General features: G+C 58.1%; 22 protein-coding genes. 5 read left to right on the top strand and 17 right to left on the bottom strand.

Annotated elements, in window-relative coordinates; translation table 11 throughout:
- Nucleotides 1-142: 142 nt before the first annotated feature.
- The 10 genes from brnQ to sdhC all read right to left on the bottom strand — a co-directional run bounded on the left by brnQ (nucleotide 143) and on the right by sdhC (nucleotide 13,290).
- Nucleotides 143-1,456, bottom strand: coding sequence for a branched-chain amino acid transport system II carrier protein (gene brnQ, locus ACYZUA_RS10800; protein ID WP_461963078.1), 1,314 nt, complete (start codon nucleotides 1,454-1,456; stop codon nucleotides 143-145).
- A 453-nt stretch (nucleotides 1,457-1,909) separates the two neighbouring features.
- On the bottom strand, nucleotides 1,910-2,791 hold the full coding sequence (gene sucD / locus ACYZUA_RS10795; protein ID WP_008148605.1) for a succinate--CoA ligase subunit alpha: 882 nt from the start codon (nucleotides 2,789-2,791) through the stop codon (nucleotides 1,910-1,912).
- A complete protein-coding gene (gene sucC / locus ACYZUA_RS10790; protein ID WP_008148602.1) occupies nucleotides 2,791-3,957 on the bottom strand; it encodes an ADP-forming succinate--CoA ligase subunit beta in 1,167 nt (388 codons plus the stop codon). Before sucC ends, sucD begins: the two co-directional genes overlap by 1 nt.
- A 200-nt stretch (nucleotides 3,958-4,157) precedes the next feature.
- Nucleotides 4,158-5,594, bottom strand: coding sequence for a dihydrolipoyl dehydrogenase (lpdA, locus tag ACYZUA_RS10785; RefSeq protein ID WP_461963077.1), 1,437 nt, complete (start codon nucleotides 5,592-5,594; stop codon nucleotides 4,158-4,160).
- A gap of 110 nt (nucleotides 5,595-5,704) precedes the next feature.
- A complete protein-coding gene (odhB, locus tag ACYZUA_RS10780; protein WP_010456848.1) occupies nucleotides 5,705-6,925 on the bottom strand; it encodes a 2-oxoglutarate dehydrogenase complex dihydrolipoyllysine-residue succinyltransferase in 1,221 nt (406 codons plus the stop codon).
- A 42-nt stretch (nucleotides 6,926-6,967) separates the two neighbouring features.
- Nucleotides 6,968-9,799: a 2-oxoglutarate dehydrogenase E1 component gene (locus tag ACYZUA_RS10775; protein WP_461963076.1), complete on the bottom strand. Its 2,832-nt coding sequence runs from the start codon at nucleotides 9,797-9,799 to the stop codon at nucleotides 6,968-6,970.
- A gap of 259 nt (nucleotides 9,800-10,058) precedes the next feature.
- Entirely contained in the window at nucleotides 10,059-10,763 is a 705-nt protein-coding gene (locus ACYZUA_RS10770; RefSeq protein WP_461963075.1) for a succinate dehydrogenase iron-sulfur subunit, read from the bottom strand.
- Between the two features lie 11 nt (nucleotides 10,764-10,774).
- Nucleotides 10,775-12,550, bottom strand: a complete 1,776-nt coding sequence (gene sdhA / locus ACYZUA_RS10765) for a succinate dehydrogenase flavoprotein subunit (RefSeq protein ID WP_095130074.1) — start codon at nucleotides 12,548-12,550, stop codon at nucleotides 10,775-10,777.
- A 3-nt stretch (nucleotides 12,551-12,553) separates the two neighbouring features.
- On the bottom strand, nucleotides 12,554-12,922 hold the full coding sequence (sdhD, locus tag ACYZUA_RS10760) for a succinate dehydrogenase, hydrophobic membrane anchor protein (protein ID WP_461963073.1): 369 nt from the start codon (nucleotides 12,920-12,922) through the stop codon (nucleotides 12,554-12,556).
- Complete coding sequence (sdhC, locus tag ACYZUA_RS10755; RefSeq protein WP_033053500.1) at nucleotides 12,916-13,290, bottom strand: succinate dehydrogenase, cytochrome b556 subunit; 375 nt, start codon at nucleotides 13,288-13,290, stop codon at nucleotides 12,916-12,918. Before sdhC ends, sdhD begins: the two co-directional genes overlap by 7 nt.
- A gap of 363 nt (nucleotides 13,291-13,653) precedes the next feature.
- On the opposite strand from sdhC, the gene gltA reads away from it, so the two are divergent.
- On the top strand, nucleotides 13,654-14,943 hold the full coding sequence (gltA, locus tag ACYZUA_RS10750) for a citrate synthase (protein WP_008148584.1): 1,290 nt from the start codon (nucleotides 13,654-13,656) through the stop codon (nucleotides 14,941-14,943).
- A 504-nt stretch (nucleotides 14,944-15,447) separates the two neighbouring features.
- On the opposite strand, the gene ACYZUA_RS10745 is transcribed toward gltA, so the two are convergent.
- From ACYZUA_RS10745 to ACYZUA_RS10735, 3 genes are all read right to left on the bottom strand, one after another.
- On the bottom strand, nucleotides 15,448-17,106 hold the full coding sequence (locus tag ACYZUA_RS10745) for a cation acetate symporter (protein ID WP_461963072.1): 1,659 nt from the start codon (nucleotides 17,104-17,106) through the stop codon (nucleotides 15,448-15,450).
- Nucleotides 17,103-17,414 (bottom strand): DUF485 domain-containing protein, encoded by a 312-nt coding sequence (locus ACYZUA_RS10740; RefSeq protein ID WP_461963071.1) that lies wholly within the window; start codon nucleotides 17,412-17,414, stop codon nucleotides 17,103-17,105. The genes ACYZUA_RS10745 and ACYZUA_RS10740 overlap by 4 nt, the downstream gene beginning before the upstream one ends.
- Before the next feature lie 252 nt (nucleotides 17,415-17,666).
- Nucleotides 17,667-18,518: a glycine betaine ABC transporter substrate-binding protein gene (locus ACYZUA_RS10735; RefSeq protein ID WP_461963070.1), complete on the bottom strand. Its 852-nt coding sequence runs from the start codon at nucleotides 18,516-18,518 to the stop codon at nucleotides 17,667-17,669.
- Nucleotides 18,519-18,818: 300 nt separating this feature from the next.
- Between ACYZUA_RS10735 and ACYZUA_RS10730 the strand changes: the two genes are divergently transcribed.
- Nucleotides 18,819-20,414, top strand: a complete 1,596-nt coding sequence (locus tag ACYZUA_RS10730; RefSeq protein WP_461963069.1) for a glycoside hydrolase family 17 protein — start codon at nucleotides 18,819-18,821, stop codon at nucleotides 20,412-20,414.
- Between the two features lie 152 nt (nucleotides 20,415-20,566).
- Here the strand turns inward: ACYZUA_RS10730 and ACYZUA_RS10725 are convergent, their stop codons facing one another.
- A complete protein-coding gene (locus tag ACYZUA_RS10725; RefSeq protein WP_461963068.1) occupies nucleotides 20,567-20,935 on the bottom strand; it encodes a hypothetical protein in 369 nt (122 codons plus the stop codon).
- A gap of 224 nt (nucleotides 20,936-21,159) precedes the next feature.
- On the opposite strand from ACYZUA_RS10725, the gene ACYZUA_RS10720 reads away from it, so the two are divergent.
- Together ACYZUA_RS10720 and ACYZUA_RS10715 are read left to right on the top strand one after the other, a co-directional pair.
- Entirely contained in the window at nucleotides 21,160-22,458 is a 1,299-nt protein-coding gene (locus ACYZUA_RS10720; protein ID WP_461963067.1) for a serine/threonine protein kinase, read from the top strand.
- Nucleotides 22,451-23,239, top strand: coding sequence for an MlaA family lipoprotein (locus ACYZUA_RS10715; protein ID WP_461963066.1), 789 nt, complete (start codon nucleotides 22,451-22,453; stop codon nucleotides 23,237-23,239). Before ACYZUA_RS10720 ends, ACYZUA_RS10715 begins: the two co-directional genes overlap by 8 nt.
- 176 nt (nucleotides 23,240-23,415) lie before the next feature.
- Here the strand turns inward: ACYZUA_RS10715 and ACYZUA_RS10710 are convergent, their stop codons facing one another.
- On the bottom strand, nucleotides 23,416-24,330 hold the full coding sequence (locus ACYZUA_RS10710; RefSeq protein ID WP_461963065.1) for a DUF808 domain-containing protein: 915 nt from the start codon (nucleotides 24,328-24,330) through the stop codon (nucleotides 23,416-23,418).
- Nucleotides 24,331-24,464: 134 nt separating this feature from the next.
- On the opposite strand from ACYZUA_RS10710, the gene ACYZUA_RS10705 reads away from it, so the two are divergent.
- A complete protein-coding gene (locus ACYZUA_RS10705; protein WP_046054318.1) occupies nucleotides 24,465-25,073 on the top strand; it encodes a TetR/AcrR family transcriptional regulator in 609 nt (202 codons plus the stop codon).
- Between the two features lie 111 nt (nucleotides 25,074-25,184).
- Here ACYZUA_RS10705 and ACYZUA_RS10700 read toward each other — a convergent pair whose 3' ends face one another.
- Both ACYZUA_RS10700 and ACYZUA_RS10695 read right to left on the bottom strand, forming a co-directional pair.
- The gene (locus ACYZUA_RS10700; RefSeq protein ID WP_461963064.1) at nucleotides 25,185-25,643 is read right to left on the bottom strand and encodes an REP-associated tyrosine transposase; all 459 of its coding nucleotides are present in this window, start codon (nucleotides 25,641-25,643) and stop codon (nucleotides 25,185-25,187) included.
- Nucleotides 25,644-25,853: 210 nt separating this feature from the next.
- A complete protein-coding gene (locus ACYZUA_RS10695) occupies nucleotides 25,854-26,294 on the bottom strand; it encodes a GlcG/HbpS family heme-binding protein (RefSeq protein WP_056742051.1) in 441 nt (146 codons plus the stop codon).
- Nucleotides 26,295-26,346: the final 52 nt, after the last annotated feature.

Here is a 26,346-nt window from a genome sequence, read left to right as displayed (position 1 = left end):
CCACATTAGGTCTTGGCACTGCTTCGACGTTAGCTCAAGGAAAAAGACACTGCACCACCTCCAAAAAAAATGCCCCGTATCGATTGATACGGGGCATTTCCATGTGTGCTCACAGCCCGCTTGTGGCGGGCCATGAAGCGGCTTAAGCCAGCGCTTCTTCGCGCTTGCCCAGCATGCGATCGCAAACTACCGCGACGACCAGGGTCATGACCGACGGCACCAGCCAGGCCAGGCCTTGCTCGCTCAGCGGCAGGTGGGACAACTGAGTCGGCATCCAGTCTGCCAGACCCGCGCCCTTGAGAGCGTCGATCAAACCGAAGATGAACGACACCAGCATCACCGGACCGACAATTCGGCCCTGCTCATGCCAGAAGTCCTTGCAGAAGCTCAGGGCGACCAGGGCAATGCACGGCGGGTAGATCGCGGTCAGCACCGGGATCGAGAACGCAATCAGCTTGGTGAGGCCCAGGTTGGACACCAGCAGGGAGAACGCGGCCAGGATGATGACCAATGTCTTGTAGGACAGCTGCAGCACACGACTGAAGTATTCGGCGCAGGCGCAGGTCAGACCCACCGCCGTCACCAGGCAGGCCAGGGAGATCAGCACCGCCAGAAAACCGCTGCCCAGAGAGCCGAAGGTGTGTTGCACGTAAGCGTGCAACACCGCCGCACCGTTGGTGGCACCGGCGGCCACTTCATGGCTGCCCGAACCGAGTCGGAACAGGCTGACGTAAACCAGCGCCAGGCCCACGCCGGCAATCAGCCCGGCGATGATCGCGTAACGGGTAATCAACACCGGCGACTCGACGCCACGGGAGCGGATAGCATTGACAATGACGATGCCAAATACCAGCGCGCCCAAGGTATCCATGGTCAGGTAGCCATTGATGAAGCCTTGGGAGAACGGTGCCGCCACGTATTCCGGGGTGGCCACGCCGATATCCCCGGCCGGCAATGCAAACGCGGCGATGCCGAGCGCGGCCAGGGCGATAATCTTCAGCGGTGCGAGGAAACGTCCGACGGTATCCAGCAGCCGGCCCGGGTACAGCGAGATGAAAAACACCACCAGGAAGTACACCGAGCTATAGAGGAACAGCGCCAGCGGGCTCTCGCCAGTGAGCGGCGCCAGGCCGACTTCGAATGACACCGTGGCAGTGCGCGGTGTCGCGAACAGCGGGCCGACAGCGAGGTAGCACGCGGCCGCCAGCAGGCCACCGGCGACTTTGCCGATCGGGCTGCTCAAGGCATCCATGGCGCCACCGACCTTGGCCAAGGCGACGACGGTGATCACCGGCAGACCGACCGCAGTGATCAGAAAGCCCAGCGCCGCCATCCAGACATTTGGACCGGACTGCAGACCGACGATAGGCGGGAAGATGATGTTGCCAGCCCCGACAAACAGGGCAAACGTCATAAAACCAAGTGCCAGGATGTCCTGGCCTTTCAACACTTTCATTAAGGAAATACCACACTACTGAATCGGAATTTAGAGAGGGATTTCCCTGAGGGGTGAGGGAAATGCTGTCGGTCCGTATAGGACTGACCCGTTTAGCGCGTAGCAACCTTGTGGGCCGCGGACGCAAAAATGGCTGCTAGCCTAACGAATTTGCCCGACAAACGCACTGTTAGGGTGCGATCTATCCGATACGCGACGTTTCCATGTCGCGTTTACATATCTAATTTACCTGCACAGCCCCTGTGGCGAGGGGATTTATCCCCGTTGGGTCGCGAAGCGCCCCCAAAATCACATGCAGTACATCAGGCTCACCGCATTGCTTGACTTGACGACTGCTGCGCAGCCGAACGGGGATAAATCCCCTCGCCACAAAGGCCCAGTACAAACTCCAGAAACGACAAAGGCCACCCGAAGGTGGCCTTTGTCTGGTGAAGCGTCAGATAAGCGCGAGGCTTACTTGATCGCCCAACCGGTCAGCTCGGACAAAGCCTTGCCGATGTCTGCCAGCGAACGCACGGTTTTAACGCCTGCGTCTTCCAGGGCAGCAAACTTCTCGTCTGCAGTGCCTTTGCCGCCAGAGATGATTGCGCCAGCATGGCCCATGCGCTTGCCCGCAGGGGCAGTCACACCAGCGATGTAGGAAACAACCGGCTTGGTCACGTGTGCCTTGATGTAGGCAGCCGCTTCTTCTTCAGCCGAACCGCCGATCTCACCGATCATCACGATCGCTTCGGTCTTCGGGTCTTCCTGGAACAGCTTCAGGATGTCGATGAAGTTCGAACCCGGGATCGGGTCACCGCCGATGCCGACGCAAGTCGACTGACCGAAACCGGCGTCAGTAGTCTGCTTGACAGCTTCGTAGGTCAGGGTGCCGGAACGGGAAACGATACCGACCTTGCCTGGCAAGTGAATGTGACCTGGCATGATGCCGATCTTGCATTCGCCTGGAGTGATCACGCCTGGGCAGTTAGGACCGATCAGGACTACGCCCAGTTCGTCGCACTTGACCTTGGCATCCAGCATGTCCAGGGTAGGAATGCCTTCAGTGATGCAAACGATCAGCTTGATGCCGCCGAAGGCTGCTTCCAGGATGGAGTCCTTGCAGAAAGGAGCTGGAACGTAGATCACGCTGGCGGTGGCGCCAGTGGCAGCTACAGCGTCTTTCACGGTGTTGAACACTGGCAGACCCAGGTGTTCGGTGCCGCCTTTGCCCGGAGTTACACCACCCACCATCTTGGTGCCGTACTCGATGGCTTGCTGGGTGTGGAAACTACCTTGCGAACCGGTAATACCCTGGCAGATAACTTTGGTGTCTTTATTGATCAGGACGCTCATTATTTGCCCTCCGCAGCTTTAACGACTTGTTGAGCAGCGTCGGTCAGGCTGGTAGCAGCGATGATGTTCAAACCGCTTTCTGCCAGTACTTTAGCGCCCAGCTCAGCGTTGTTGCCTTCAAGGCGCACAACAACCGGGATTTTCACGCCGACTTCTTTCACAGCGCCGATGATGCCTTCGGCAATCATGTCGCAACGAACGATGCCGCCGAAGATGTTGACCAATACTGCAGCGACGTTAGTGTCGGACAGGATGATCTTGAACGCTTCGGTAACGCGTTCTTTGGTAGCACCGCCGCCCACGTCGAGGAAGTTGGCTGGTTTGCCGCCATGCAGGTTGACGATGTCCATGGTACCCATGGCCAGGCCAGCACCGTTGACCATGCAACCGATGTTGCCTTCCAGCGCTACGTAGTTCAGTTCGAACTTGGCAGCGTGCGCTTCGCGCGGATCGTCTTGCGACGGATCGTGGAAAGTCTTCAGCTTAGGCTGACGGTACATGGCGTTGGCGTCGATGTTGATCTTGGCATCGAGGCAATGCAGATCGCCGTCAGCCTTGATCACCAGCGGGTTCACTTCCAGCAGAGCCAGGTCGTGATCCTTGAACAGCTTGGCCAGGCCTACGAAGATCTTGGCGAACTGAGCAACTTGCTTGCCTTCCAGACCCAGCTGGAATGCCAGCTCGCGACCCTGGAATGGCTGAGCGCCAACCAGTGGATCGATAGTGGCCTTGAGGATTTTCTCAGGGGTGTCGTGAGCGATTTTCTCGATGTCCACGCCACCTTCGGTGGAAGCCATGAACACGATGCGACGGCTCGAACGGTCAACGACAGCGCCCAGGTACAGCTCTTTAGCGATATCAGTGCACGACTCAACCAGGATCTTGGTGACTGGCTGACCATTGGCATCAGTCTGGTAAGTCACCAGACGCTTGCCCAACCACTGTTGAGCGAATGCTTTGGCGTCTTCTTTGCTGCGAACCAGCTTAACGCCGCCCGCTTTACCGCGACCACCTGCGTGAACCTGGGCTTTGACAACCCATTCGGTCCCGCCGATCTTGTCGCACGCTTCTGCTGCTGCTTCCGGGGTGTCTACGGCGAAACCCTGGGATACTGGCAGGCCGTATTCAGCGAACAGCTGCTTACCCTGATACTCGTGAAGATTCATGCTTATTACCGTCTTCGTTAGGTACTGCGCATTCGGTGCTGCACTTGTTCAAGTGCCGCACCACCTGTGACTGCTGCTTGCGTAGGTGTTCCGGATAACCGGTGAGACTACGCAAGGCTGCGTCCGGCGGACATTCCGCGGTGAGTCTTGCACGCAAGGCTCACGACGGGCCTTCCGCCGTGGTTTCTTATTGTCTTGTCTTAACGCTTCTTGCGGTTGGCAATGTGGATGGCGCCGCCATTCACAGCCAAAGCTGCTTCGTGCAAGGCTTCGGACAGGGTCGGATGGGAGAAAACCATCATGCCCAGGTCTTCAGCGCTGGTGCCGAATTCCATACCGATCGCGCCCTGCTGAACCAGTTCTGCAGCGCTCGGGCCAATCACGTGGACGCCCAATACGCGATCAGTCTTGGCATCAGCGATGACTTTCACGAAACCGCCGGTATCGTTGGCTGCCATGGCACGGCCACTGGCTGCGAACGGGAAGGTGCCAACGTTAACTTCAACGCCTTCAGCCTTCAAGGCCTGCTCGGTTTTGCCCACCCACGCGATTTCCGGGTGAGTATAAATAACAGACGGGATCAGGTCATAGTTGATTTGGGCTTTGTGGCCCTTGATGCGTTCAACCACCATGATGCCTTCTTCGGACGCCTTGTGCGCCAGCATCATGCCGCGAACCACGTCGCCGATCGCGTAAACGCCCGGCACGCTGGTAGCGCACTGGTCGTCAACGAAAACGAAGCCACGTTCGTCGATGTTCACACCGCTGTCAGCTGCCAGCAGCTCGGTGGTCACCGGACGGCGACCAACGGCAACGATCAGCTTGTCGAAGGTGATGTTCTGTTCGCCATTGGCATCGGTGTAGTTCACGACAACTTCGTTGCCGTTGACTTTGGAACCGGTGACGCGAGCGCCCAGCTTGATGTCCAGACCTTGTTTGGTCAGGGTCTTGTAGGCTTCTTTGGAAACGGCGTCGTCAGCCGCTGGCAGGAACTTCTCCAGCGCTTCCAGAACAACCACTTCGGAACCCAGACGCGACCACACCGAACCCAGTTCCAGACCGATCACGCCAGCGCCGATCACGCCCAGACGCTTAGGTACGGTTTGGAATTCCAGAGCGCCGGTCGAATCGACGATTACGTTCTGATCAACCGGAGCCGGTGGAATGTCGATCGGACGCGAGCCCGAAGCCAGAATCACGTTCTCGGCTTCGATGATTTCGACGCTGCCGTCTGGCTTAGTCAGCTCGACTTTCTTGCCGGCCAGCAGTTTGCCGTGGCCTTGCAGGGAAGTGACGCCGTTCGCCTTGAACAGGGTGGCAACGCCAGAGGTCAGGCCTTTGACGATGTTGGCTTTACGGCCAACCATTGCCGCCACGTCCATGGTCACGCCAGCGTGATTGATACCGTGGATCGCGAAGCCTTCTTTGGCTTCCTTGTACTTCCAGGAACTGTCCAGCAGCGCCTTGGATGGAATGCAGCCGACGTTCAGGCAAGTACCGCCGAGGGCCAGTTTGCCTTCCTTGTCGGTGTATTTCTCGATGCAGGCAGTGGAGAGGCCCAGTTGCGCTGCTTTGATGGCAGCCACGTAGCCGCCAGGGCCCGCGCCAATCACTACCACGTCGAATTTCTGAGTCATGTGTCATTCCTTCTCGAATCAAACCGGACGGCCCCTTTTGAGGACCGTCGTGGGACGAAGCTGGTCATTACAGGTAGGCCGCCCATCACTGGACGGCCCGTGCAACGAAATCAGATATCCAGCAGCAAACGAGCCGGGTCTTCCAGCAGGTTCTTGATGGTAACCAGGAAGGTCACAGCTTCTTTGCCATCGATCAGACGGTGATCGTAGGACAGAGCGAGGTACATCATCGGACGGATAACCACCTGACCGTTGATCGCCATAGGACGCTGCAGAATGTTGTGCATGCCCAGGATGGCCGCTTGCGGCGGGTTGACGATCGGAGTCGACATCATCGAACCGAAAGTACCACCGTTAGTGATGGTGAACGTACCGCCGGTCATCTCGTCCATCGACAGTTTGCCGTCACGAGCCTTCTTGCCGAAGGTGGCGATGCCGCCTTCGATTTCAGCCAGGCTCATCAGTTCGGCGTTACGCAGAACCGGAACAACCAGACCGCGGTCGCTGGAAACAGCAACACCGACGTCAGCGTAGCCGTGGTAAACGATGTCAGCACCGTCGATCGACGCGTTGACAGCCGGGAAGCGTTTCAGCGCTTCGGTGGCAGCCTTGACGAAGAACGACATGAAGCCCAGGCGCACGCCGTTGTGGGACTTCTCGAACAGGTCCTTGTACTTCGAACGCAGGGCCATGACTTCGGTCATGTCGACTTCGTTGAAAGTGGTCAGCATCGCCATGTTCGATTGAGCTTCAACCAGACGCTTGGCAACGGTGGCACGCACGCGGGTCATCGGTACGCGCTTCTCGATGCGATCGCCGGCAGCGAACACTGGAGCAGCAGCGGCAGGAGCAGCAGCCTTGGCAGGCGCGGCAGCCGGAGCGGCTTTCTTGGCAGCTACAGCGGCAACAACGTCTTCCTTGGTCACACGACCGCCTTTGCCAGTGCCGGCAACGGAAGCGATGTTGATACCGTTTTCTTCAGCCAGCTTGCGAGCAGCCGGTGCAGCAACAGGATCATCTTCGCCTTCAGCGGCTGGAGCAGCAGCTTGTGCAGCGGCCGGAGCGGCGGCAGCAGCTGGAGCGGCAGCAGCGCCGCCCGCTTCGATGGAACCCAGGACTTCGTCGGACAGAACGGTGTCGCCTTCGTTCTTGACGATAGCGCCCAGCACGCCATCAGCGGTGGCCAACACTTCCAATACGACTTTGTCAGTTTCGATGTCGACGATCAGGTCGTCGCGCTTGACGGCGTCGCCCGGCTTTTTGTGCCAGGTGGCAACGGTGCCATCGGCAACCGATTCCGGGAAAGTGGGGGCTTTGATTTCGATAGCCATTATCTGTGGGTCCTTAAATTCGGTTTCAGGTGCGCGAAGGCGTTAAACAGTAAAGGCGTCTTGCAGCAGTTTTTCCTGCTGCTCAGCGTGCATCGATGCATAACCACAAGCAGGTGCAGCAGAAGCATCACGACCGGCGTACTCGAGAAAGAGTGCTTTGTTGTGATTGCCAACGATGCGGCGCATGTGGTGTTGGCTGCAGTACCAGGCACCCTGGTTCATCGGCTCTTCCTGACACCAAACGATATGTTTGAGGTTGGTGTAAGGAGCCAGGACTTCGTTCAAGTCGTCCTCAGGGAATGGGTACAGCTGCTCGATACGCACGATGGCGATGTCATCACGACCTTCGGCACGGCGTTTTTCCAGCAGGTCGTAGTAGACCTTGCCGCTACACAGAACAACGCGCTCGACCTTTTTCGGGTCCAGGGTATCGATTTCCGGGATAACGGTCTGGAACGAACCTTCGGCCAGATCTTCCAGGGTCGAGATGGCCAGTTTGTGACGCAACAGCGACTTCGGAGTCAGAACGATCAACGGCTTGCGCAGCGGGCGAATCACCTGACGACGCAGCAAGTGGTAGATCTGAGCCGGCGTAGTCGGTACGGCAACCTGAATGTTGTGCTCGGCGCACAGTTGCAGGTAACGCTCCAGACGAGCCGAAGAGTGCTCCGGCCCCTGGCCTTCATAACCGTGCGGCAGCAGCATGGTCAGTCCGCAGAGACGGCCCCACTTGTGCTCGCCACTGGTGATGAACTGGTCGATAACCACTTGGGCACCGTTGGCGAAGTCGCCGAACTGGGCTTCCCAGATCACCAGCGCCTCAGGCGTGGTGGTCGAGTAACCGTATTCGAACGCCAGCACGGCTTCTTCGGACAGGAACGAATCGTACAGGTCGAAACGTGGCTGGCCCTTGTACAGGTTTTGCAGCGGGATGTAGGTACCCGCGTCTTTCTGATTGTGCAAGACAGCGTGACGGTGCGAGAACGTACCGCGACCGATGTCCTGACCCGTCATGCGAATCGGGTGACCTTCGAACGCCAGGGTCGCGTACGCCATGGTTTCGGCGTAACCCCAGTTGATCGGCAGGCCGCCGGCTTGCATTTTCTGACGGTCTTCGTAGATTTTCGAGACCTGGCGCTGAACCACGAAGCCTTCCGGAATCTCCAGCAGCTTGGCGGACAGTTCCTGCAAGGTTTTCAGATCGAAGCGAGTGTCGTGACGCGCGGTCCAGGCATGGCCCAGATACGGACGCCAGTCCACGAACAACTCTTTGTTCGGCTCTTTGACCAGGCTTTTTACAACATGCAGACCGTTGTCCAGCGCATTGCGGTATTCGTCGACTTTCGCCTGAACACGCTCCGCATCCAGCACACCGCCCTGAGTCAGACGATCGGCATACAGCTCACGGGTGGTGCGCTGTTTGGTGATCTGCTGATACATGATCGGTTGGGTGCCGCTTGGCTCGTCGGCCTCGTTGTGGCCACGACGACGGTAGCAGACCAGGTCGATCACCACGTCACGCTTGAACTGCATGCGGTAGTCGATGGCCAGCTGGGTCACGAACAACACAGCTTCCGGATCATCACCATTCACATGGAGGATCGGCGCCTGGATCATTTTCGCAACGTCGGTCGCGTACTCGGTGGAACGCGAGTCCAGCGGGTTGCTGATGGTGAAACCGACCTGGTTGTTGATCACGATGTGCACGGTGCCGCCGGTCTTGAAACCGCGGGTCTGCGACATCTGGAAGGTTTCCATGACCACACCCTGACCGGCGAATGCCGCGTCACCGTGGATGGAAATCGGCAGAACCTTCTCGCCGGTAGGGTCGTTACGACGATCCTGACGGGCGCGAACCGAACCTTCGACCACCGGGGAAACGATTTCCAGGTGGGACGGGTTGAACGCCATGGCCAGGTGAACTTCACCGCCAGTGGTCATCACGTTGGACGAGAAGCCCTGGTGATACTTGACGTCACCGGAACCCAGCTCGACCTTCTTCTTGCCTTCGAACTCGTCGAACAGCTCGCGCGGGTTCTTGCCGAAGGTGTTGACCAGCACGTTCAGACGACCACGGTGGGCCATGCCGATGACGATTTCCTTGGTGCCGTAGGAACCGGAACGCTGGATCAGCTCGTCGAGCATCGGAATCAGGCTTTCGCCGCCTTCCAGACCGAAACGCTTGGTACCCGGGTATTTGGTACCCAGGTATTTTTCCAGACCTTCGCCGGCGGTGACGCGCTCGAGCAGGTGGCTCTTGATGTCGGCAGAGTACGTCGGACGGCCGCGCACGCTTTCCAGACGCTGCTGGAACCACTGGCGCTGCTCGGAATCGGTGATGTGCGTAAATTCAGCGCCGATGGTGCGGCAATATGTCTGCTGCAACGCTTCGTGAATTTCGCGTAGGCTCGCCTCCTCTTTGCCGATGAACAGGTCGCCGGCACGGAAGGTCGTATCAAGATCGGCATTGGTCAAGCCGTAATGATTGATCGACAGGTCTGCAGGTGCAGGACGCTGCCACAGCCCCAGCGGGTCAAGCTGGGCTGCCTGGTGGCCACGCATACGGTAGGCCTGGATCAATCGCAGCACTTCAACTTGCTTCTTCTCGTGCTCACTGCTCACGCTGCCGGCGGAAACCGGTTGGGCGCGGCGCTGGTTCTTTGCCAGCAAGACGAAATGATCGCGAATTGTGGAGTGCGAAACATCGGTGGCAGTGTTGCCGTCAGCAGGCAACTTCTGGAAGTAGGTGCGCCACTCTTCTGGCACAGCGTTAGGGTCGTGCAGGTAGAGCTCGTAGAGCTCTTCCACATAGGCAGCGTTACTACCGGATAGGTAGGCGCTGTTCCACATGCGCTGCATCACGCTTTCTTGCATGCTTGGTCACCCTCGGTTAGGGGAACACCACCGGCGTCGACACCGAGCACGCTTGCAGAAGTCCGAATGCAGCGACTAAAACAAGCCACCTAGGATCACGCTGATAGTCCGGGTACCAGCCCGGATGCCCCTGCTTGTCTCATTTCTTCAAAATAAGAGCCGCAGCCTTATAAGCTGCTGCTCAGGTTAAGACTACGGCGCCGGTTGAAGCCTGCGCCGTAGCATTTACGGGTACAGCGGTCCTACGGGTACTGCTGAATCACACGCCGCTTTGCAGCAACATGTGACGTACGTGACCGATGGCCTTAGTCGGGTTCAGGCCTTTCGGGCAAACGTTGACGCAGTTCATGATCCCGCGGCAGCGGAATACGCTGAACGGGTCATCCAGCGAAGCCAGACGCTCGGCAGTCTTGGTGTCGCGGCTGTCTGCCAGGAAGCGATACGCTTGCAGCAGTGCAGCTGGACCCAGGAACTTGTCCGGGTTCCACCAGAAGGACGGGCAAGAGGTCGAGCAGCAAGCGCACAGGATGCACTCGTACAGACCGTCGAGCTTTTCACGCTCTTCAGGGGACTGCAGACGTTCGATGGCCGGAGCCGGCGTGTCGTTCTGCAGGTATGGCTTAACCTTCTCGTATTGCTTGTAGAAGATGCTCATATCGACTACCAGGTCACGGATTACCGGCAAACCTGGCAGAGGACGAACAATCAGCTTGTTACCTTTTACGACAGCGGACAGCGGCGTGACGCACGCCAGAGCGTTTTTGCCGTTGATGTTCATGCCGTCGGAACCGCAAACACCTTCACGGCAAGAGCGACGATAGGAGAAACCTTCGTCCTGCTCTTTGATCAGGGCCAGCACGTCCAGCACCATCAGGTCTTTACCACCGGTATCGACCGAAAATTCCTGCATGAACGGCGCAGCGTCCTGATCAGGGTTGTAGCGATAAACACTGACTTTCAACATGGCGGCCACCCTTAATAAGTCCGAATCTTAGGTTCAAAAGTCGGAACAGTCTTCGGCGAGAAGTTCACAGCACGCTTGGTTACGCGCTTGTCACCCGGGAAGTACAGGGTGTGGCACAGCCAGTTTTCGTCGTCGCGATCTTCGTAGTCTTCACGGGCGTGAGCGCCGCGGGACTCTTTGCGGATCTCTGCGGCGATGGCGGTAGCTTCGGCCACTTCCAGCAGGTTCTGCAATTCCAGTGCTTCGATACGAGCGGTGTTGAACGCCTGGCTCTTGTCGTTGATCTTGACGTTGGCGATACGGCCACGCAGATCAGCCAGCTGAGCAATACCCTTCTGCATGTATTCGCCGGTACGGAATACACCGAAGTAGTTCTGCATGCAGCTTTGCAGCTCTTTACGCAGGGTGGCGACGTCTTCGCCTTCGGTACGCGAGTTCAGGCCATCGAGACGTGCCAGGGCAGCGTCGATGTCGGACTGGCGAGCGCGGGTATAGTCGACGCCTTCTTTCAGGGTCTGTTCCAGGAACAGGCCGGCTGCACGACCGAATACCACCAGGTCGAGCAACGAGTTGCCACCCAGACGGTTGGCACCGTGAACCGATACGCAGGCCACTTCGCCTACTGCGAACAGGCCCGGGATGATCTGGTCAACGCCGTTTTCATCCTGAGTGATTGCCTGACCGTGAATGTTGGTCGGCACACCGCCCATCATATAGTGGCAGGTTGGAACGACCGGAATCGGCGACACGGCTGGATCGACGTGGGCGAAGGTCTTGGACAGTTCCATGATGCCTGGCAGACGGCTGTGCAGAACTTCTTCACCGAGGTGATCAAGTTTCAGCATTACGTGGTCGCCATCCGGACCGCAACCGTTGCCGGCGATGATTTCTTTAACCATCGAGCGAGCAACAACGTCACGACCAGCAAGGTCTTTGGCGTTCGGAGCATAACGCTCCATGAAACGCTCGCCGTGCTTGTTGATCAGGTAACCGCCTTCACCGCGGCAACCTTCAGTCACCAGTACACCGGCGCCGGCGATGCCGGTCGGGTGGAACTGCCACATTTCAATGTCTTGTACCGGCACGCCAGCACGCAGAGCCATGCCGACGCCGTCACCGGTATTGATCAGGGCATTGGTGGTGGACGAGTAGATACGACCTGCACCGCCAGTCGCCAGTACAGTGGCGTTAGCGCGAACGTAAGAAGTTTCGCCGGTTTCGATGCAGATGACGATCATGCCGACAAAGGCACCATCTTCGTTCTTTACCAGGTCGACACCGTAGTATTCGTTGAGGAATACAGTGCCGGCCTTCAGGTTGGCCTGGTACAGGGTGTGCAGCAGTGCGTGACCGGTACGGTCGGCAGCGGCGCACGTACGTGCAGCCTGGCCACCTTTACCGAAGTCTTTCGACTGACCGCCGAACGGACGCTGATAGATGCGACCTTGTTCGGTACGGGAGAACGGCAAGCCCATGTGCTCGAGTTCGAAGACCGCTTCCGGGCCTACGGAACACATGTATTCGATAGCGTCCTGGTCACCGATATAATCGGAACCCTTGACGGTGTCGTACATGTGCCAGCGCCAGTCATCATTCGGATCTGCCGAAGCGATGGCGCAGGTGATGCCACCCTGAGCGGATACAGTGTGCGAACGAGTCGGGAAAACCTTGGTAACTACGGCAGTCTTGTGACCGCCCTGTGCCAGCTGTAGAGCAGCACGCATACCAGCGCCGCCGCCGCCAATGATGATGGCGTCGAACGAAAGCGTATTAACTGTATTAGACATGAATCAGATACCCCAAAGAATCTGCACACCCCAGACGAAGAACGCGAACATCGCGACGCCGCATACCGCCTGGAAGAGGAAACGTACTGCAGTCGCGGACTTGCCCAGCGCCATTGGCGTCAGGTAGTCGGTCGCGATGGTCCACATGCCGACCCAGGCGTGAGCGCCGAGGGCAACGAGGGCCAGGAGACTGAAAATACGCATCCAGTTGCTTGCGAACAGTTCATGCCATTGGGCGTAGCCGATGCCAGGGTTGGCGACGACGTATCCGATCAGGAAGATGAAGTAAGCCGCGAGAACGACCGCCGACACACGCTGTGCCATCCAGTCATAGAGGCCCGAACGCGACAGGTTCGTGACGTTAGTTACCATATCCAAACTCCTGCCAGAACGATTACCACCACGGAAACGGCGATAACGATTTTCGAGCCCAGTTTGCCGCCCTCAAGCGACTCGCCGATGCCCATGTCCATCATCAAGTGGCGCACACCGGCAACCAGGTGATACAGCAAGGCGGACAGGATGCCCCATGTCACTAGCTTGGCTAGCGGACTGGTCAGACACGCTTTCACCTGACCGAAGCCTTCTTCCGAGTCGAGCGACTTGTCCAATGCATAAAGCATGATGGCCAGGCTGACAAAGAGGATGATTCCGGAGATTCGGTGAAGAATGGACGTGTAAGCAGTGACTGGGAGTTTGATGGTCCTTAGGTCTAGGTTTACAGGTCGTTGGCTATTCACGGCTTTTTTTCACACTGAAGAGCCCCTAACAATCAGGGCAAAGTTGTTGGGGAGTGCACTGGTCAGGTACCCACCACCCAGGGAGTGCGACCCCCAGTAAAGCAGGCCCAAAAGCCCCTGGCGGTCGGAGGCCGAGTATAGACAGTTAGGCTACTAATGACAACGCAATCGCCTTCCCCTAATAGCTCATTGCACAAGTCGTATAAAAGGCGTAAATGGCAGTCAATTTCGAGGAAAAAGTCCGGTTAAAGCCTTCTGGAGCAAGACTTTAGGCAAATTGACATTCGAATTTATCTCACTATAGTGGTGCGGGCCCTGCGTGGGGGGTCTGTCTGATGATTTCAAGCATAAATAGGAGGCCACATGGCTGACAAAAAAGCGCAGTTGATCATCGAGGGCGCAGCCCCCGTCGAGCTGCCCATTTTAACCGGCACCGTTGGTCCCGATGTTATCGATGTTCGGGGCCTGACGGCCACGGGCCGTTTCACCTTTGACCCTGGTTTCATGTCGACAGCTTCCTGCGAGTCGAAGATCACCTATATCGACGGCGACAACGGCATCCTGCTGCACCGCGGCTACCCGATCGAACAGCTGGCTGAAAAGTCGGACTACCTGGAAACCTGCTATCTGCTGCTCAACGGCGAATTGCCGACCGCAGAACAGAAGGCCCAGTTCGTCAGCACCGTGAAGAACCACACCATGGTTCACGAGCAGCTGAAGACGTTCTTCAACGGTTTCCGTCGCGACGCCCACCCGATGGCCGTCATGTGCGGTGTAGTCGGCGCCCTCTCGGCCTTCTACCACGACTCCCTGGACATCAATAACCCGCAGCATCGCGAAATCTCCGCGATCCGCCTGGTTGCCAAGATGCCGACCCTGGCAGCGATGGTTTACAAGTACTCGATGGGGCAACCCATGATGTACCCGCGCAACGACCTGACGTACGCGGAAAACTTCCTGCACATGATGTTCAACACCCCGTGCGAGATCAAACCGATCAGCCCGGTACTCGCCAACGCCATGGACAAGATCTTCATCCTCCATGCCGACCACGAGCAGAACGCATCGACTTCCACCGTACGCCTGGCCGGTTCTTCGGGTGCCAACCCGTTCGCCTGTATCGCCGCCGGCATCGCTGCACTGTGGGGCCCTGCCCACGGCGGCGCGAACGAAGCTGTTCTGACCATGCTCGATGAAATTGGCGATGTGTCGAACATCGACAAGTACATCGCCAAGGCCAAGGACAAGAATGATCCGTTCAAACTGATGGGCTTCGGTCACCGGGTTTACAAAAACCGCGACCCACGCGCAACCGTCATGAAGCAGACCTGCGACGAAGTGCTGAAAGAACTGGGCATCACCAACGATCCGCAACTCGAACTGGCCATGCGCCTGGAAGAGATCGCCCTGACCGACCCGTACTTCATCGAACGCTCGCTGTACCCGAACGTCGACTTCTACTCGGGGATCATCCTCAAGGCGATCGGCATTCCAACCAGCATGTTCACCGTGATCTTCGCTTTGGCGCGGACTGTCGGCTGGATCTCCCACTGGAAAGAAATGCTCTCCAGCCCGTACAAGATTGGCCGTCCGCGCCAGCTGTACACCGGCTACGAGTCGCGTGATATCACCAAGCTGGAAGACCGCAAATAAGACCTGTCTTGCGATAACGTCTTGAGTTGCACCGGGAACGGCCTCTATTTATATAGAGGCCGTTTTTGTTTGTGTGATGAACCTGTTCATTCCCACGCTCTGCGTGGGAATGCATCCCGTGACGCTCTGCGCCCCCCCCCCTGCGCAGGGCTCGAGCCTTGCGTCGACAGCGGAACGCGGAGCGTCCCCGGCGGCATTCCCACGCAAAGCGTGGGAACGATCAGTGCGTGAGCGCTTGAGGGCTGTTGATCTTTCTTTGGCTTTAGCTTTAGCTTTAGCTTTTGACTTTGATCTACCCGCCCCTTCACGCCCTGAGCCTCTCCGTAAACCCGCAGCTTCCTCCATCGGCGCCTCTATCAACGTTGATCCGCGCCGCGAAACAGCCTTCGCGAGTAAGCCAGCCACAGCCCCCACAGAGCCCGATCACCGCCCAACAAAAAAAGCCCCGATCTCTCGACCGGGGCATTTCTGTTTAACGCAGCTTATATAGGCAAACCTGAAGCCTTAGTGAGCAACCGCCCCACTCGCCCCCAAGCCCGTCTGCGAACGAACAAACTGCGGGTAGAACAGCGCCCGCTCATTGTCAGCCGCCTTGGACTTGTCAGTGATCGAGAAGAACCAGATCCCTACAAAGGCAATGATCATCGAGAACAGCGCCGGGTACTCATACGGGAAGATAGCCTTCTCGTGATGCAGGATCTGCACCCAGATGGTTGGCCCAAGGACCATCAAACCAACGGCACTGATCAGACCCAACCAGCCACCGATCATCGCACCGCGAGTGGTCAGCTTCTTCCAGTACATGGAAAGCAGCAGCACCGGGAAGTTACAGCTCGCCGCGATGGAGAACGCAAGGCCTACCATGAACGCGATGTTCTGGCTTTCGAACAGAATGCCCAGACCGATCGCCAGCACCGCCAAAGCGATAGTGGTGATTTTCGAGACTCGGATCTCGTCCTTCTCGTTAGCCTTGCCTTTCTTGATCACGCTGGCATACAGGTCGTGAGACACCGCCGAAGCACCGGCCAGGGTCAGACCGGCTACTACCGCCAGAATGGTTGCGAACGCTACCGCCGAGATGAAGCCCAGGAAAATACTGCCACCCACCGCGTTGGCCAGGTGCACCGCCGCCATGTTGTTGCCGCCCAACAGCGCGCCAGCCGCATCTTTAAAGGCCGGGTTGGTGCTGACCAGCAGGATCGCGCCGAAGCCGATGATGAAGGTCAGGATATAGAAGTAGCCAATGAAGCCGGTTGCATACAGCACGCTCTTGCGAGCTTCTTTTGCGTCGCTCACGGTGAAGAAGCGCATCAGGATGTGCGGCAGGCCAGCGGTACCGAACATCAGTGCCAGGCCAAGGGAGAACGCCGAGACCGGGTCTTTCACCAGACCGCCGGGGCTCATGATCGCTTCGCCTTTGGCGTGAACCTTGATCGCCTCGGAGAACAGCGTGTTGAAGTCGAAGTTGACGTGCTTCATCACCATCAGCGCCATGAACGAAGCGCCGGACAGCAACAGCACCGCCTTGATGATTTGCACCCAAGTGGTCGCCAGCATGCCGCCGAACAGCACGTACAGGCACATCAGGACACCGACCAGGATCACCGCTATGTGGTAATCCAGACCGAACAGCAACTGGATCAGCTTGCCGGCACCCACCATTTGCGCAATCAGGTAGAACGCCACCACCACCAGCGAACCGCAAGCGGACAGCGAGCGAATCTGGGTTTGCCCAAGGCGGTAGGACGCTACGTCGGCAAAGGTGTATTTACCCAGGTTACGCAGGCGCTCGGCGATCAGGAACAGAATGATCGGCCAGCCCACCAGGAAGCCGATCGAGTAGATCAGGCCGTCGTAGCCGGAGGTGAACACCAGAGCGGAAATACCCAGGAAGGACGCCGCGGACATGTAGTCACCGGCAATCGCCAGACCGTTCTGGAAACCGGTGATCTTGCCGCCGGCCGCATAGTAGTCGGCCGCCGAGTTGTTTTTCTTGGAGGCCCAGTAAGTGATATACAAAGTCGCGCCGACGAACGCCACAAACATCAGGATCGCGGCGACGTTAAGCGGTTGTTTTTGGACGGCGCCAGTCAGGGCGTCAGCCGCCCAGGCACCCGGTGCGAATGCTGCAACACTCAATAGAGCCAATAGACGCCGGATCATTGCTGAGCCTCCTTGAGAATCAGATTGTTCAGGTCGTCGAATTCGCCGTTGGCGCGTCGCACGTAGATCCCGGTCAGGACGAAGGCTGAGAGAATCAGCCCGACGCCGATCGGTATGCCCCACGTAATCGATGATTCAGGGCTGATTTTCGCGCCCAGAATGTGCGGCCCGTAAGCAATCAAAAGGATGAATCCGGAGTAAAGCCCAAGCATGATCGCCGAAAGAATCCAGGCGAACTTTTCTCGCTTACTAACCAGCTCCTTGAAGCGCGGGCTGTTTTGAATCGAGAGGTAAATGCTGTCGTTCATTGTTTTTATCCTCGCAGCACAGATGAAGTTGGAACGTTATCCACTCTATGCGGCTACGGAACTGATTCCAGACGACCTTAGTATTAGAACGACATGACGGTTTTTTTGCCCCTGTAGGAGCACGGCTTGCCGGCGATGGCAATCTTGAGCGCGCCATCGCCGGCAAGCCGTACTCCTACGGATATGCAAAGGGCCGCTTGGCAGTGATACCAAGCGGCCCTGTAAGGTGCTGACTAGACGCTTCAGCTCAAATCATTTGGTCCAATCTGCAACACGTTCCGGGTGTTTGGCTATCCAATCCTTGGCGGCGGCTTCAGGTTTGGCACCATCCTGAATCGCCAACATGACTTCGCCGATCTCGTCTTTCGACGCCCACTGGAAGTTCTTCAGGAACTTGGCAACTTCCGGAGCCTTGGTTGCCAGTTCTTTGCTGCCGATGTTGTTTACTGTTTCAGCCGCGCCATAAACGCCTTTCGGGTCATCCAGGAAGCGCAGTTTCCACTTGGCGAACATCCAGTGCGGCACCCAACCGGTGACGGCAATGGATTCGTTCTTCTTCTCGGCACGGGTCAGCTCGGCAATCATGCCGGCGCCGGAACTGGCCTTGAGGGTGTAGTTGTCCAGACCGTAATCCTTGATGGCCTGATCGGTTTTGAGCATCACGCCTGAACCGGCATCGATACCGACGATACGATTTTTGAAGCTGTCGTCGGTTTTCAGATCGGCAATAGACTTGGCCTTGACGTACTCTGGCACGATCAGGCCAATTCTCGCGTCCTTGAAGTTCGGACCGTAATCGACGACTTGATCTTTATTCTTGGTCCAGTATTCACCATGAGTCACCGGCAGCCACGCAGACATCATGGCATCGAGTTTGCCAGTGGCCACACCCTGCCACATGATCCCGGTGGCAACTGCTTGCAGTTTCACGTCATAACCGAGTTTCTGCCTGATCACTTCAGCGGCCACGTTGGTCGTGGCGACACTGTCCGACCAGCCGTCGACATAACCGATAGTCACTGCCTTGCCTTCGGCGCTGGCAACAGTAGAACTGATCGCCAGCACCAAAGCGGCACCTGCGCCCAAGAGTCGTCGCATCTTCATCGTTACTTCCCCGAAAGTGCTGCGCTCGACGGATGCCGAGTCGCGTCAACGTATTGTTATGGTGCACAGCGCCCCCATCACGCCCACCGCAAACTCGTCCGAACATCAGCGCGATTGATCTATGAGAGCACTGATGCGTCGATAATCAACCTCAAGACAATGGCGACCTTCTCTGCCAGCGACCTCAAGGCATCGAGAAACGACATCAGAACGCCATTAATCTAGACCACCGGAAGCCCGCCGGCCAATCCGTCCAAACTTTGCATGTCAAAAGTATGCAGGCCACCAAGCACGCGGCAAATGAAGGTAACATGCGCGGCTTTGCTCCCAGACGGCCTGACCATGCCCGCGACATCCCGCTTTCCTTTTTTTGCTTATCTATTCGCCTGCCTGTTGGGGCTTTTTGCCTTGGGTGGTTTCTGGTACGGCCTCGGCAAACCGGTGCTGCTGCCGGACGTGGCCAGCGCGACGCACAAGCTGCAATGCGCCTCCTATACCCCGTTCGACAAGGACCAATCGCCGTTCGATCAGCCGTTCAAGCTGCGCCCCGAGCGCATGGACGCCGACCTCGCGCTGCTGGCCAAAAGCTTCGAATGCATCCGTACCTATTCCATGACCGGCCTCGAGGCCGTGCCCGACCTGGCGCGCAAGCACGGGCTGAAACTGATGATCGGCGCCTGGGTCAACAGCAACCCGATTGACACCGTCAAGGAAGTCGATCTGCTGATCGCCTCGGCCAACGCCAACGCGGACGTGGTGACCTCGGTGATCGTCGGCAACGAAACCCTGTTGCGCAAGGAAATCACCGGCGCGCAGTTGGCCAAGCTCATTAACAAAGTCAAAAGCCAGGTCAAACAGCCTGTCACTTACGCCGACGTCTGGGAGTTCTGGCTCAAGCACCCGGAAATTGCCCCGGCGGTGGATTTCCTGACCATCCATTTGTTGCCTTACTGGGAAGATGACCCGTCGAATATCGACGCCGCCCTGCAGCATGTGGCCGAAGTACGTCAGGTGTTCGGCAACAAGTTCGCACCCAAGGACGTGATGATTGGCGAAACCGGCTGGCCCAGTGAAGGCCGTCAGCGTGAAACCGCCCTGCCAAGCCGGGTCAATGAAGCCAAGTTCATTCGCGCTTTTGTCATCATGGCCGAGCAGCAAGGCTGGCATTACAACCTGATCGAAGCCTTCGACCAGCCGTGGAAACGCGCCAGCGAAGGTGCCGTCGGTGGTTACTGGGGGCTGTTCGATGCCGATCGCCAGGACAAGGGCGTGCTGGCAGGTCCAGTGTCGAACGTACCGTACTGGACGCAGTGGCTGGCGGTCGGTGGCTTGATCTTCCTCGGCACGCTGATCCTCGGCGGCCGTGTGCGCAGCACTCGCGCAGCATTGGTTCTACCGCTGCTGGGTGCGCTGGCCGCTTGCTCGATCGGCGCCTGGGGCGACCTGGCCCGTGTCACCACGCGGTTTACCAGTGAATGGTTGTGGGTCGCTTTGCTGACGGCGTTGAATGTGTTGGTGCTGGCCCATGCGGCACTGACCCTGAGCGCTCGCACTGGCTGGCGTGAACGGGCATTCAATGCGCTGGAACGTCGGGCGGGCTGGTTGCTCGCTGTGGCCGGGTTTGCCGCTGCGGTGACGATGCTGGAACTGGTGTTCGATCCGCGTTATCGCAGCTTCCCGAGTGTCGCATTCATCCTGCCGGCACTGGTCTATCTGTGCCGACCGGTGAGCGTCCCGCGTCGGGAGATAGCCCTGCTGACCTTCATCATCGGTGCTGGCATTGCGCCGCAGCTGTATCGTGAAGGTTTGCAGAATCAGCAGGCCTGGGGTTGGGCACTGGTGAGTGTGTTGATGGTTGCAGCGTTGTGGCGCAGCTTGCGGGTTCGCAAAGGATAAATTTTCAGCGCCCGCCACGGCCTCATCGCGGGCAAGTCGGGTCGCCGCATCGCTCGCTCCTACAGATTTATGTCGGTCACAGCATTGATGAACGGCGAAATACTGTAGGAGCGAGCGATGCGGCGACCCGACTTGCCCGCGAAGACTGACTGTCAGGCGCTACGAGACGCTCGAACCAACCGCAACCCGGCAATCACCACCGCAAAAACAGCCAAAGTCGTGTTGTACAACGCCAACGCCGGAAACCCGAACACCAACGCCAGCACGGCCAACCACCACCCTGCCCGGCCCGGGAGCACAAAACCGATAACCGCTGCCGCCAATGCCACGAAGCCCAAGACGTTGAAGTGAATCATCAGGCCCAGGCTCGAACGAACCTGGCATTCCCAGCGGCTCGCTTCATCCACGCAGATGCCGACCCATTGAGCATCCTCCATAAAGCCATAACGCGCGCCATAACTGGCGGCCAGCCATAACGGCAGGAGAACGAGCAGAAGAATCACAGGCAGACGGCGGGACATGTAGCACTCCAGTAATCGAAAACGGCGGCCAGCTTAATCCTCCGCCAGCGGTAAGCAAACGCGTGCAAGAGATAATTAGTCACGAAATAGCTGCAAAGTGTATCGTCCAGCTACCATTACTCCGAATTTAGGCCTGATTGGTGCCGATCCATGGCACTTTGGCGCACACCCCGCGGTCATAGCCTGCGAACTTCATTCGGCACCTTTCTCTAAGGGATCTAGTCATGCTCCGTTCCTTGCGCTTCGCCGCCCTGTTTGGCGGCCTTATTTTGAGTGCGTCCGCACTGGCCGTCGATATCGACGCTGCCAGCTATGGCTACCCCTTGACCAACCCGTTCGAGGCGACCATCGCCACGACACCGCCGCACTTGCGTCCGGAGTTACCGCTGGACGATGACATCGATCAGGAAACCCGCAGCGTCACGTTACGCCCGGAGCGTGAATTCGATTTGCCGGACAACTTCTGGCCGGTGAAGAAACTCACCTACCGCATCGCCACACAAGATAAAGCTGCACCGCTGATCTTCCTGATCGCCGGCACCGGCGCGCGCTATGACAGTACCCATAACGAATACCTGAAGAAGCTCTACTACAAGGCCGGCTACCACGTGGTGCAACTGTCATCGCCCACCAGCTTCGACTTCATGAGTGCCGCCTCACGCTTCGCCACACCCGGCATCACCAAGGAAGACGCCGAAGACATGTACCGGGTGATGCAGGCCGTGCGCGCACAAAACCCGAATGTGAACGTTACCGATTACTACCTGACCGGCTACAGCCTGGGTGCATTGGACGCGGCATTTGTCGCACACCTGGATGAAACCCGCCGCAGCTTCAATTTCAAGAAAGTCTTGCTGCTCAACCCGCCGGTCAACCTCTACACCTCGATTACCAACCTGGACAAGCTGGTCCAGACCGAGGTCAAGGGCATCAACAACAGCACCACGTTCTATGAGCTGGTGCTGGACAAACTGACCCGCTACTTCCAGCAGAAAGGCTACATCGACCTCAACGATGCGCTGCTCTACGACTTCCAGCAGTCCAAGCAGCACCTGAGCAACGAACAGATGGCCATGCTGATCGGCACCTCGTTCCGCTTCTCGGCAGCCGACATTGCCTTCACCTCGGACCTGATCAACCGTCGCGGCCTGATCATTCCACAGAAATACCCGATCACCGAAGGCACCACCCTCACGCCGTTCCTCAAACGCGCGCTGCAGTGCGACTTCGACTGCTACATCACCGAACAGGTCATCCCGATGTGGCGCGCCCGCACCGACGGCGGCAGCCTGCTGCAACTGATCGACCAGGTCAGTTTGTATGCACTCAAGGACTACCTGCACGACAGCCCGAAAATCGCCGTCATGCACAACGCCGACGACGTGATTCTCGGCCCTGGCGACCTCGGCTTCCTGCGCAAGACCTTTGGCGATCGCTTGACCGTTTATCCACTGGGCGGCCATTGCGGCAACCTTAATTACCGCGTCAACAGCGACGCCATGCTGGAGTTCTTCCGTGGCTAAATATCTCCTGCTTATCGCAGCGCTACTCTGCGCAGGCGTCGCCAATGCCGACAACAGCAAAGCCAACGTACCGGTCGTGATTGACAGTGATGGCTTCAAGGAGCCGCTGAGCAAACTCAAATTCAACCCGGGGCTGGATCAGCGCGAGTTCGAACGCTCGACGCTCAACGCGCTGAACATCTATGACCCGCTGGAAGTGTGGAACCGCCGCGTCTACCACTTCAACTACCGCTTCGACCAATGGGTGTTCCTGCCAGTGGTCGATGGCTATCGCTACATCACACCGAGTTTCCTGCGCACCGGTGTCAGCAACTTCTTCAACAACCTCGGTGACGTGCCGAACCTGTTGAACAGCCTGCTGCAGTTCAAGGGTCAGCGCTCGATGGAAACCACTGCGCGCCTGCTCCTCAACACCACCGTCGGCATCGCCGGCCTGTGGGACCCGGCCACCGCCATGGGGCTGCCGCGCCAGAGCGAAGACTTCGGCCAGACGCTGGGCTTCTACGGTGTACCCAGCGGCGCCTACTTCGTGTTGCCGATCCTCGGCCCTTCGAACATCCGCGACACCGGCGGTCTGGTGGTGGACTTCAGTGCGGAATCGGCGATCAACTTCCTGAACGTCTCCGAGGTCAGCTCCAACCATCCTGAGGTCTTGCTACTGCGTAGCGTCGACAAGCGCTACCAGACCGGCTTCCGCTATGGCCAGCTGAACTCGCCGTTCGAGTACGAGAAAGTGCGCTACGTGTACACCGAGTCGCGCAAGTTGCAGATCGCCGAGTAACTCCATCGGCGACAAAAAAGGCCGTTCGATGCGAATCGAACGGCCTTTTTCATGCCCGATGGATCAGACACCACCCTCTCCTGTAGGAGCCGAGCTTGCTCGCGATGGCGGCGTAACAGCCGACATAGATGTCGAATGTTATGGCCTCATCGCGAGCAAGCTCAGCTCCTACAGGTTCAGCTTTTGACTACACGCCAGATTTTGCTCGCAGCCATGACGCCGGCCAACACCACCGCCCCCGCCACAATCCCCGCCACCGCATTCAGCAACGTCGGCACGACAAACCCGGCGCCGCCCGCCCCTGCGCTGACGCTTTCAATCCAGTGATGAACCACCGGCACGCCGTGGGTGAGAATTCCGCCACCCACCAGGAACATCGCCGCCGTGCCGATCACCGATAGACTTTTCATCATGTACGGAGCTGCACGCAGGATTCCGCCACCGATGCTTTTGGCGATCTGCCCAGGCTTCTGGGTCATCCACAAGCCGAGGTCGTCGAGTTTGACGATGCCGGCCACCAGGCCATACACGCCGACGGTCATGACGATGGCAATGCCCGAGAGGACGATGACTTGCTGGGTCAGCGGAGCATCTGCCACGGTGCCGAGGGTGATGGCGATGATTTCTGCCGAGAGAATGAAGTCGGTACGGATGGCGCCCTTGATCTTGTCTTTCTCGAACGCCACCAGATCGACCGCCGGATCAGCCACGGCCTCGACCAGTTCTGCATGCTCGGCCTGGTCTTCAGCCTTGCTGTGCAGGAATTTATGCGCCAGTTTTTCGAACCCTTCGAAACACAGGTAAGCGCCGCCGATCATCAATAATGGCGTGACCAGCCAGGGAATGAACGCGCTGATGGCCAACGCCGAGGGCACCAGGATCAGCTTGTTGAGAAACGAGCCCTTGGCCACCGCCCACACCACCGGGATTTCCCGCTCGGCACGCACGCCGGAAACCTGTTGGGCATTGAGCGCCAGATCGTCGCCGAGCACGCCGGCAGTCTTCTTGGCGGCCATTTTGGTCATCAACGCCACATCGTCGAGTACCGCGGCGATGTCGTCGATCAGCAACAGCAAACTGCTTCCTGCCATGAATCAGGTTTCCTTCTTGAATGGATGCCGCGCAGCATAACGCGGCCGGGTGCCCCACGGGGCATTCTTGAGCGCCGCGCGAGGCCGGTGCTACCATGCGCAACCGCCAGAACAGGCAAGGAACCCCCTGGTTTATGAGCACTATCCGCGAGCGCAACAAAGAACTGATCCTGCGTGCCGCCAGTGAAGAATTTGCCGACAAGGGCTTCGCTGCGACCAAAACCAGTGACATCGCAGCCAAGGCGGGATTGCCCAAGCCCAACGTCTACTACTACTTCAAATCCAAGGAAAACCTCTACCGCGAGGTCCTGGAAAGCATCATCGAACCGATTCTGCAGGCCTCGACACCGTTCAACGCCGATGGCGTGCCGAGTGAAGTGCTGAGCGGCTACATCCGCTCGAAAATCCGCATCTCCCGCGACCTGCCCTTCGCCTCCAAGGTGTTCGCCAGCGAAATCATGCACGGCGCGCCGCACCTGAGCGCTGATCTGGTTGAACGGCTCAACGGCCAGGCCAAGCACAACATCGACTGCATCCAGACCTGGATCGACCGCGGCCAGATCGCCCCGATCGACCCCAACCACCTGATGTTCAGCATCTGGGCCGCGACCCAGACCTATGCCGACTTCGACTGGCAGATTTCCGCAGTGACCGGAAAGGCCAAGCTCGACGAGGCCGACTATGAAGCGGCGGCGCAGACGATTATCCGGTTGGTGCTCAAGGGGTGTGAGCCTGATCGGTAGACCGCGGCGCCCCCATCGCCAGCAGGCTGGCTCCCACAGTGGATCTCTGACACTCAGATGATCCACTGTGGGAGCCAGCCTGCTGGCGATGGGGACGACTCGGTTTTTGGATCAAACCCAGATCGCATCCCACAGAGGATAGTCGCCAAGCCGCTCGACCAACCCGGCCCGCAACGGGTTAGCCACAACATACCGGGCAACCTTTACCAAGTCCTCTTCACGACGCAGCGCTCGATCATGAAAACCTCGCTGCCAAAGACTCACGCCACGACCGGTAGACAGATTCACTGCCTTGGTACTCAACGATTTGGTCCTTTGCATCAGTCCAGCCAGCGAGCCCTCCTGCAACTCAATCAGCCAATGAAAGTGATCGGGCATGACAACCCAGGCAAGTGAATGCGCCAATCCAAGATTCTGTGCATTTCGAAATTGATCGACGACCAGCCTGCCCAAGGTGAAATCCTTGAAAACGGGGGTCCGGTGAAGTGTGTTGGTGGTTAACAGATAGATTCGATTGGCTTCGGCATAGCGCCCGACTCGCAATCGGTATGCTGCAGGTAAATACGGCATTCCTTTGCCTCCCATGATCAGATCAGGAGAAGGCTAGCTCTATGGACTCAAGTGGATGGGGCAGACTGTTGGCTGGATGTGTCTGGTAGACAGCGATCGCGAGCAGGCTCACTCCTACAGGGGATTTGTTGTGTTCAGACATTTTGTGTCCAACCCCGATCCATGTAGGAGTGAGCCTGCTCGCGATAGCGGTTAATCAGTCACCGCAAATCAAGCAGTAACCCCAGCATCCGCCTGCAACCCCAACGCCTCAATCGCGTTGATCGCACATTGCTCATCAACATCAGAAAGATCACCGCTGATACCCACAGCCCCCAGCACATTCCCGTCCTGATCCCGAATCAATACACCGCCCGGTGCCGGCACAACGCTGCCCTGCCCCAGACTGTTCAAAGCGGCGATAAACGCCGGTCGTTGTTGCGCGTCCAGCGCCAGCAGGCGTGAGCCTTTGCCCAGGGCGATGGCGCCCCAGGCTTTGCCGATGGCGATCTGCGGGCGCAGCAGACTGGCGCCGTCTTCGCGCTGCAGGGTGACCAAATGCCCACCTGCATCCAGTACTGCGATGGTTAATGGAGCCGCCGAGATTGCACGCCCTGCGGAGATAGCCTGATTGGTCAGGTTGACTGCGACTTTCAAGGTTAAAGCGCTCATGGTGCCGTCCTCATTTTGTTATAGGGAAAGCTGCTGGACTGCGTTTTGTTCA

It is taken from the genome of Pseudomonas sp. LS2P72 (assembly GCF_054897865.1).
Note: the sequence above shows the minus strand (reverse complement) of the source record. Positions and strands in the feature narration are given on the sequence as shown.